The sequence below is a fragment of the Streptomyces sp. M41 genome (genome assembly GCF_043673425.1).
Taxonomy (GTDB): Bacteria; Actinomycetota; Actinomycetes; order Streptomycetales; family Streptomycetaceae; genus Streptomyces.
In genome coordinates this window covers 1-7,216 of sequence record NZ_JBIMKE010000035.1, presented here as the reverse complement: position 1 = coordinate 7,216, position 7,216 = coordinate 1, and the positions used below count along the sequence as shown (strand labels likewise).

The following is a 7,216-nucleotide window of genomic DNA, read 5'->3' as shown; positions in this document are numbered from 1 at the left end:
GAAGCCGAGACGGGACCCCGAGACAACGGGCGTCTGATCCCGCGGGCCCGCCAGGAAGATCTGTTCCTCGACCAGTTCGATCAAGTCCGGCTGGAAACGTTCCTGGCGTACCCCGACCCCCGTAGCGACTTCGAGTCGATCACGAAGGAGGCGTTCACACGCGCCTTCATCGAGTTGTCCGCCGAGGCGAGCGACAACGAGGTGTACGAGAAGGTGATGGACGCAGCAACGCAGTTGGCTCACGACGATCAGCAGTACTTCGCCGAACGTCACGGCTTTCACGCAGTCCAAATCCCCTCCCTCGTAGACCTGTTCGGTTTCCAGGACAGGGAGGAGTTCCATGCCTGGCTGACCGTCGTGGACAGCATCGAGACGCAGTCCAGGGCGGTCTACCACCTCCGTGACGTGTACGGCATGACGAACCAGGAGGCATCCAACGTGCTGGGCATCAGCCCGAGCTGGGCCAGCAAGCTCTACACCCGAGCCGAAATTCACCTGACGTCCGCCGGCGTCTCCGTGGAGGAGCTCAAGGAGTGCTTCTTCAACGTAGAGATCAAGAGGAGGTAAGCATGCACGACCTCACGTCAGACCGCATAAGGGCGCGTCTAATCGAGTACCCGGCTGGCCCCGCCACGGCGGAAGAACGTCGGGAGCTCAACAAGCGACGCTTCGCGATGGTCGAGGCAGAGATCGACAGGCGACTCCAGGGCGGCAAGGCCACTGATGCATCTTGGGCAACACCGGCCATGAGCGCGCAGGGGATAGTTCGCACGGCCTTCCAGACCATGCGGTTCTTGTCTGACGAAGCGGTCATCCGCCTGATCGCCATGAGCCAGATGCTTTGGGCGAAGTTCGGCAGCCCCACCAGCACCATCACTGCAACGGTTACGACGACTGACCCAATCACAGCCAAGACGACGACCAGGAAAACCAGGGAAACCTGCGACCACGTCGACGACAAGGCTCCACTTCATACCCGCGCTCGCCGGAAAGACGGCAACGGCATGAACAGCCAGCTCAGTAACGACGAAGACGTCGTCACTGACGGACCGAACGGCACCGTTCTAGCGGGATGACGCCATAAGCAGGCCGCCGCTCCCATGGCCTAGACAACCCGGAGCGGCGGCACCCGGCGGCTTCACCCTGAAGGGCAAACCAACCGCAGCCAAGGGTTGCACACATTTGCCCACGACGAACCGGCCCTGAGGAAGAAATCACACCCGGTTCCTGAACTCTCCATCGAGTACCGCTTTCCCGATGCACAGCTGCAACCCCTTGAGCAGAAGGCACATCATCATGTCGAGCAATGGCACCCCGCAGAAGAAGACTGCTGCGAAGAAGATCGCCAAGGCCTCCCCCACCGCCAAGAAGACCACCGCGAAGCGTGCGTCGCCGCCGAAAAGGACCAGTCAGACCAACCCGCTGTCACAGGCCACGGTCCGTGCCGAACCTGCGGTTGATGCCGAGACCACCGCTGGTACGGCCGACGAGCACCTCGCGGTCGACAAGAGGTTCTCGCAGCTTCTGGCCGAGCGCAGTCGGCGCCGTCAGCTCCTCGCTCTGAAGGTGGCTTGCTACGTCCTGACTTCCGGGTTCCTGGCCTCTCTCGGTCTCGCAATCTGGCAGTTGACCATTCCGTCACTGATTGCTGGTGTATATGTCGCGATGGCTGGCGTGTTCGCCACCGCCACCGGGATCTGTGCCACGGTCTACTACCAGCGCAACAAGAGCGACCGCAACGGTGATTGATGACTACCCCGTCTGCGCCGTACGACGCGGCCCGCGACCTCACAGTGCGCGGGCCGCTGTATGAACGGGAACTTGTGATCGACTCCTTGCGGTACGCCTGACAACGCGTGCCCCTCAAAGATCGTAGGTTCGAATCCTGCCGGAGCGGCAGCAAGAAGGGCCAGTTCAGGGGCTTGATCGCCTAGAACTGGCCCTTCGTCGTGATCACGGCCGTGCCACAAAGTCCACTAAGAATCCACGTCGCCCCGTTCCATGCGGATCATCGAGCCGAGCCGATCGGCGATCTCGCGGTCACGTCCGCTGACCACGTGCTGATAGATCAGCGCCGCGCGAGGCGTGCTGTGGCCCATCCTGGTCATCAGCTCCCGCAGGCTCGCGCCGGACGCAGCGAGGGTGTTGCCCGTGTGCCGAAGATCGTGGAAGTGCACATCCGCGGTGACCTTCGCCTTGGTCCGCGCATTGATCCAGTCGTCCCGGAAGTTGCTGCGCCGCAGCCGTCCGCCCTGGGGACCAAGAAAGACGTGGCCGTCGCGACCAGTGCCGGCGAAGCCGTCGAGGTGCTGCTTCACGTCCGGCAGGAGTTCGGTCGGGAAGGCCACCGGCCGGACACCGGCGTCAGACTTGGGTGCCTTGTCGAAGAGCGCGCCCGACTGCATCTCTGCCTGTGAGCGCCGGACCATCAGCGCGGCGTTCTCCGTGTCGACGTCCCGCCGGCGGAGCGAGGCCAGCTCCCCGAAGCGCAGTCCGGTGAACGCGGCCAGGAGGACGAGGAGCCGGTAGCGCGGGGCGATCGCGTCAGCCACGGCGTACACCTCTGCCACGCTCAGAACGGGGCGTTCCGGCACGTCGTACCGGTCAGCACCCTTGATCCGACAAGGGTTGCGCCGGATCAGTTCATCATCAACGGCAGTGTTCAGGATCGCCCTCATGATCTGGTACGCCTTGACCACGGTCGGCTCACCGGTGCGCATCAGGCAAGCCGTACGCCAGGCTCGGACCTGGGCCGTCGTGATCGAGGACAAGGGCCGCTCGCCGAAGGTCGGCAGGAGGTGCAGCCGGATCACTGACTCATGCCGCTCGCGCGAACGGGCAGCGAGCTTCCGATCATTGAGCCACACCGTGGCGTAATCGCCGAAGTGGACCTTCCCCGCGTCAGGGTCGCTCCACTGCCCCCGAGTGATGTCCGCCTCGATGTGGGTCAGTGCGACCTCAGCATCAGTCTTGGTGGCGTACGTCTCCTCTGCACTGCGGAGCTGACCCGTACTCGGATCACGGTAACGAGCCTGCCAGCGCCCGGAGTTGAGCATCCGGACCGAGCCGAAGCGGCGCCGCCTGCCCTGGTTGTTCGCCACTAGGCAACCCTCCTGAGGACGACAGGCCGAACGGTGACCGGCTGCACCGTGTTCGCGACGATGTACTCGTTCAGCACACGCTCCGAGATCCGGACGTTGCGACCGACCTTGACGAAGGCAATGCGGCGTTCCTCAATCAGCCGACGAGGGAAGCGGACGCCTGTGCCGAGGCGAGTGGCAACCTGCTTGACGTCCAAGAGTTGATCAGCCATCACTACTCCCCCTCCGTCTCGTGATCCGGCACGTCGGCCAGGGCTTCGCGGGCTGTTTGCCGGTTGAGTTGGAGGTTGCGGGCGATGGATGCGGCGAGGGTGGATTCGCCGGGGGTGTGGCCGTGGCCGGCGTATTGCCATGAGGCGAGGACGAGCACGGTGTCGGGTTCGTGGCCGTCGAGGTCGAGGGCTTCGCGTTCTTGTGCGGCGCGGTAGTCGGCGCGGATCTGTCGTAAGACGCTGAGGGTGGTGGAGTAGCGGCGGGATTTGGAGCTGAAGTGGCCGCGGAAGCCGAGCATGTGTGCCCAGGCCCGTAGCCGGCGGTCGGGGTAGGCCGCGTCGAGGTCGAAGCAGGCTTCGATGAGGCGGCGGGGGTGGTCGGGCAGGCCGAGCAAGGTGATGGCTTCGCGGTTGCCGATGCGTCGGTCGACGGTGCCGGTGTTCTCGGCGGCTTTGGTGGCGTACTTGGCGACGTAGGAGGCCACGGCCTGTTCGGTGATCTCGGAGTCGTCGCCGAATGCCTTGATGGGGCTGACGTCGAGCTGTCGCCCCCAGCGCAGGCGCCAACCGTGGGGGAAGCCGGCGGCTTCGCGCGCGGGGACCTCGACGGTGACGTAGGGGTGTGCGACGGTGTCATGAATGGCGCGGGTGAGTAGTTCCGTGTTCGCCCATGAGGGTGGTGCGGTGTCGGGGCCGTCGGGTCCGTCGATGCGGATCACGGCGTGGAAGTGGACGGCGCCGCGCTTTTGGAATTCCGCGACCTTGCCGTACGACAGGCGGGCGACCTCTTTGAACGCCTTTTGTGTGATGCCGACGTGGGCGGCGATCTCGCGGCGCAGCCGGTTGATGAAGCGGTGCCAGAGGTCGCCGGCGTGGTTGTTGAACAACACCGCTCCGGCGTAGTCGTACGTGACCGGGTCGAGGGGTGTGCCGAGTGCCGGGTCGTCGTCGCGGTGGGCGTTGCCGCAGCGGCAAGCGCCGTGCGTGGGCTGGTTGTGGACGGGACCGAAGGACGGTGCGGTAAGGGTGGTGAAGACGCGGGGCCGGTTGCGGATCGTGGCGGGGATCTCGTGTCGGGTGTCGCCGACGAGTCCGGCGCGGATGAGGTGGTAGGTGTCGCCGGCGTAGGTGAAGGCGCAGGACGGGCAGCGGGAGGCTCGGCGGTTGCCGCAGGCTATGCGCAGTCGGCCGCCGGGTTCGGTGTCGGTGTTGTAGTTGCGCAGCGTCTCGCCGGTGGTCTTGTCTTTGGTGATGGACCAGCCGGTGAGGTGGATCGGGTCGGAGCAGCCGCCTGTGCGCTTGATTTGGTCCTGCCAGCGGTCGAAGCCGGGAGATGAGGCCACCCGCAGCATGTCGCCGAGGGTGGCCTCATCCAGACCGGCCGCCAGGGTGGCGGTGTCGGTCATGCAGCCACCTCCCAGTCCGAGGTGCGCAAGCGGCGGGCGGGCAGGGTTCCGGTGCCGTGGCAGGCCCGGCAGTGCGTGGTGATCGTGCGCAGGTGGCCGTGCCGGTCGCGTCCGCCGAGGGTGACCTTGGCGGAGGCGAAGCCTTCGCAGTCCGGGCAGATGCGCGCCTTGGTAGTACTGGCCGGGGTGGTGCCGGTCATGATGGAGGTTCCTTCCGGTTCAGTGGATCGGGCAGGGACGGCGCCCGGAGCGGACGGAGTTTGGCGACTGAGGCCGCTCCGGGGGCCGGTCAGCGTCGCTTGGCGTCGGAGGCGAGCAGGGAGCGCAGGACGACGGCGCACACGGCGACCGAGGCACCGGTGATGGCGACCGCGAGGAGCATCGAGACCAGGACGGCGCCGACGACGAGAACCACAGCCGTGCCACCACCCACGAGGGCGAGCGCAGTGCCGGGGGTGAGCTGGACCACCGGCCGGGACGGCGCCGGCGCCACAGGGACAGGCGGCGGGGTCTGGGCAGCCGGCATAACGGCAGTCGGCTCGACCACCGCGGGCGGGGCGGTGTGGCCGGTCGGAATGGGCATGGTCGGGATCTTGGGACGAAGCATCGGTGGAACTCCCCTCCAGGGCTGGTTACTTGATGAACGAGTCGATGGTCGGGGCGAGCAGGCTGCCTGCGACCAGGTAGCCGCCGATCAGCAGGACAAGGACGAGCCACAGCGGCGGGCGGACGAGCTTGACGCCGACTACGGCCAGGCAGGCGATGAAGAACCACAGCGGCACGGACACGGGTGTTACCTCCCTCGGTTCTCGTACTTGCTCTTGATCCGGCAGTGGTGGCCCTTGGCCGCGATGCAGACGGCGCCGTAGCTGGAGTACTCGGCCGACCAGCCGCACTGGTCGGCGGTGCAGGAGGCGATGAAGCCCTTCTCGCCATCCCGGGTGAGGGCGCGGCCGATCTCCACGGGGCCGTAGCGCACGAGGCGCTGGAAGAGGAAACCCATGGCTGCAAGTCCTTTTTGAATTAGGCGAGTTGGGCGGCAATGGCGTCCGCCATGGCGGGCGGGACGTTGAGGCGGGCGCGCAGGGTGTCGAGGTCGATCGGTGAGCCGGTGCGCGCCTGGTGGTCGTCGGCGAGCCGGCGGGCGTGCGCCACGAGCGCCGGCGGGGCCTCGATAGCCGGAGCCGCGGGGGCTTCGGGCAGGGCCGGGGTCGGTTCCGCGGCCGGGAGCGTCTCGGGTTCGGATGCCGGTTCGGGGGCGCGGGCCACCGTGGCCGGCTCAGGAGCATCCGGGACGTAACCGTGGTCTTGGTCGCCGGATGCCGGGCGGGGTGTGGGGCTGTGGGCGAGCAGGGTGCCGCCGAGGAAGGCGAGCGCGGGCCAGCCGGCGACGCCGAGGCGGAGCAGGGCGGGCGGGTTTTCCATGTCGAGGAAGCCGGCGGTGGCGACGTTGGCGCCGAGCGAGGCGACCAGGGCGACCAGGAACCAGCACCAGGCCAGCCGGGAAGGGCCGTCCGAGCGCAGCCGGCGCCATGCGGCCACGAGCAGCAGGTCGACGGAGACGGGGTAGGCCCAGGCTTTCCAGCCGGTCTGGCCGGCAGCGGCGGCCAGGTCGTGCAGGTGGGCGAAGGACAGCGCACCGGCGATCACGGCCTGTACGAGTACGGCGTCCGGGCGGATCGAGCGAGTCATGTCGTCACCTCCCTTGCGGGGTTGGGCCAGGGCGGGCGGGGATCGAGTCCAGCCGCCCAGCCCCGGCGGGGATCAGTCGGTGGTGGCTTCGCCGGAGCCGAGGCAGGCCAGGCAGATGCCGGTCTGTTGGCCGGCGGGGCGGCGCTTGCGGCCGACGTGAACGGTGCGGGAGACCTCTCCGGTGCCCTTGCAGGTCGGGCATGCGGCCGGTTTGAGCACGGGCGCCGGGGCTTTGCGCGGCTTCTTCGCGGCCATGGCCTCAGCCGCCGTGGCGGGGGTAGCCGTGGCCGGCCGGGGGTGCCTGCTGGTAGCCGAGCGCGCTCCACACGACCGCGGCGAAGTACCGGTCGTGGCCCTTCATGAGCCGGTAGCGGTAGATCGAGGCCCGCAGGTGAACGGTGCGCTCGCTGTCGTCCTGCCGGGTCTCGGGGTTGTGGTTCATGGTCGTTCTCCCTTCCAGGGGTCCGGTTTTGGGCATGGAGCGGGTAGGGACCTGGCGCGAGACGGTCACGCCAACCGGAATGGGGCAGGGGGATCAGGCGGCTTCGGCGAACGGTTCGGCCGTCGCGGGTGCCTCGACCGGGTCGAGGTCGAGCACGGGCCGGAAGCGGGCCAGCTCCGGGATGTCCGGGGTGAGGCCGGCGTGCCTGTTGCAGGCGGTGACGGCTTCCCGCATCGACGTGTGTGGGGCCCTGATGCGGGTCCAGTCGCCGTTGGAGTGGCCCACGACGGCCATGCCGGGCCGGTCGTTGCGGATCTGCGTGGCGGCGAACACCGCGTGCGGGGACACGTCGCCGAACGCCAT

At 67.5% G+C, this 7,216-nt stretch carries 13 protein-coding genes and 1 pseudogene; 3 read left to right on the top strand and 11 right to left on the bottom strand.

Going from position 1 to position 7,216, the window contains the following annotated elements:
* The 3 genes from ACHBTE_RS30875 to ACHBTE_RS30865 form a co-directional block, all read left to right on the top strand.
* Positions 1–567: hypothetical protein (locus ACHBTE_RS30875; RefSeq protein ID WP_394728116.1), on the top strand; the 567-nt coding region annotated here is incomplete at its 5' end.
* 2 nt (positions 568–569) lie between these two features.
* Complete coding sequence (locus tag ACHBTE_RS30870; protein ID WP_394728114.1) at positions 570–1,076, top strand: hypothetical protein; 507 nt, start codon at positions 570–572, stop codon at positions 1,074–1,076.
* 220 nt (positions 1,077–1,296) lie between these two features.
* On the top strand, positions 1,297–1,749 hold the full coding sequence (locus tag ACHBTE_RS30865; RefSeq protein WP_394728112.1) for a hypothetical protein: 453 nt from the start codon (positions 1,297–1,299) through the stop codon (positions 1,747–1,749).
* A gap of 227 nt (positions 1,750–1,976) precedes the next feature.
* Here the strand turns inward: ACHBTE_RS30865 and ACHBTE_RS30860 are convergent, their stop codons facing one another.
* The 11 genes and pseudogenes from ACHBTE_RS30860 to ACHBTE_RS30810 all read right to left on the bottom strand — a co-directional run.
* Positions 1,977–3,101 (bottom strand): tyrosine-type recombinase/integrase, encoded by a 1,125-nt coding sequence (locus tag ACHBTE_RS30860; protein ID WP_394728110.1) that lies wholly within the window; start codon positions 3,099–3,101, stop codon positions 1,977–1,979.
* Positions 3,101–3,313 carry an excisionase family DNA-binding protein gene (locus tag ACHBTE_RS30855; RefSeq protein ID WP_394728108.1) on the bottom strand — a complete coding sequence of 71 codons (213 nt, stop codon included), beginning with the start codon at positions 3,311–3,313 and terminating at the stop codon, positions 3,101–3,103. Before ACHBTE_RS30855 ends, ACHBTE_RS30860 begins: the two co-directional genes overlap by 1 nt.
* A 2-nt stretch (positions 3,314–3,315) precedes the next feature.
* Positions 3,316–4,719: a replication initiator protein RepSA gene (gene repSA / locus ACHBTE_RS30850; protein ID WP_394728106.1), complete on the bottom strand. Its 1,404-nt coding sequence runs from the start codon at positions 4,717–4,719 to the stop codon at positions 3,316–3,318.
* A complete protein-coding gene (locus ACHBTE_RS30845) occupies positions 4,716–4,919 on the bottom strand; it encodes a hypothetical protein (protein ID WP_394728104.1) in 204 nt (67 codons plus the stop codon). The genes repSA and ACHBTE_RS30845 overlap by 4 nt, the downstream gene beginning before the upstream one ends.
* A gap of 89 nt (positions 4,920–5,008) precedes the next feature.
* Positions 5,009–5,326 carry a SpdD-like protein gene (locus tag ACHBTE_RS30840; RefSeq protein ID WP_394728102.1) on the bottom strand — a complete coding sequence of 106 codons (318 nt, stop codon included), beginning with the start codon at positions 5,324–5,326 and terminating at the stop codon, positions 5,009–5,011.
* A 25-nt stretch (positions 5,327–5,351) separates the two neighbouring features.
* Entirely contained in the window at positions 5,352–5,507 is a 156-nt protein-coding gene (locus tag ACHBTE_RS30835) for a hypothetical protein (protein WP_394728100.1), read from the bottom strand.
* A 5-nt stretch (positions 5,508–5,512) separates the two neighbouring features.
* On the bottom strand, positions 5,513–5,722 hold the full coding sequence (locus ACHBTE_RS30830; RefSeq protein ID WP_394728098.1) for a mobile element transfer protein: 210 nt from the start codon (positions 5,720–5,722) through the stop codon (positions 5,513–5,515).
* A 20-nt stretch (positions 5,723–5,742) separates the two neighbouring features.
* On the bottom strand, positions 5,743–6,411 hold the full coding sequence (locus ACHBTE_RS30825; protein WP_394728096.1) for a DUF2637 domain-containing protein: 669 nt from the start codon (positions 6,409–6,411) through the stop codon (positions 5,743–5,745).
* 72 nt (positions 6,412–6,483) lie between these two features.
* Positions 6,484–6,666 (bottom strand): hypothetical protein, encoded by a 183-nt coding sequence (locus ACHBTE_RS30820; protein ID WP_394728094.1) that lies wholly within the window; start codon positions 6,664–6,666, stop codon positions 6,484–6,486.
* Between the two features lie 4 nt (positions 6,667–6,670).
* Entirely contained in the window at positions 6,671–6,853 is a 183-nt protein-coding gene (locus ACHBTE_RS30815) for a hypothetical protein (RefSeq protein ID WP_125527613.1), read from the bottom strand.
* Between the two features lie 93 nt (positions 6,854–6,946).
* Positions 6,947–7,216: pseudogene (locus tag ACHBTE_RS30810) on the bottom strand (plasmid transfer protein); the annotation flags it as partial.

Coding starts and splice junctions, on each gene's coding strand:
- ACHBTE_RS30870 (WP_394728114.1), top strand. CDS start 570: ATGCACGACCTCACGTCAGACCGCATAAGGGCGCGTCTAATCGAGTAC.
- ACHBTE_RS30865 (WP_394728112.1), top strand. CDS start 1,297: ATGTCGAGCAATGGCACCCCGCAGAAGAAGACTGCTGCGAAGAAGATC.
- ACHBTE_RS30855 (WP_394728108.1), bottom strand. CDS start 3,313: ATGGCTGATCAACTCTTGGACGTCAAGCAGGTTGCCACTCGCCTCGGC.
- repSA (WP_394728106.1), bottom strand. CDS start 4,719: ATGACCGACACCGCCACCCTGGCGGCCGGTCTGGATGAGGCCACCCTC.
- ACHBTE_RS30845 (WP_394728104.1), bottom strand. CDS start 4,919: ATGACCGGCACCACCCCGGCCAGTACTACCAAGGCGCGCATCTGCCCG.
- ACHBTE_RS30840 (WP_394728102.1), bottom strand. CDS start 5,326: ATGCTTCGTCCCAAGATCCCGACCATGCCCATTCCGACCGGCCACACC.
- ACHBTE_RS30830 (WP_394728098.1), bottom strand. CDS start 5,722: ATGGGTTTCCTCTTCCAGCGCCTCGTGCGCTACGGCCCCGTGGAGATC.
- ACHBTE_RS30825 (WP_394728096.1), bottom strand. CDS start 6,411: ATGACTCGCTCGATCCGCCCGGACGCCGTACTCGTACAGGCCGTGATC.
- ACHBTE_RS30820 (WP_394728094.1), bottom strand. CDS start 6,666: ATGGCCGCGAAGAAGCCGCGCAAAGCCCCGGCGCCCGTGCTCAAACCG.
- ACHBTE_RS30815 (WP_125527613.1), bottom strand. CDS start 6,853: ATGAACCACAACCCCGAGACCCGGCAGGACGACAGCGAGCGCACCGTT.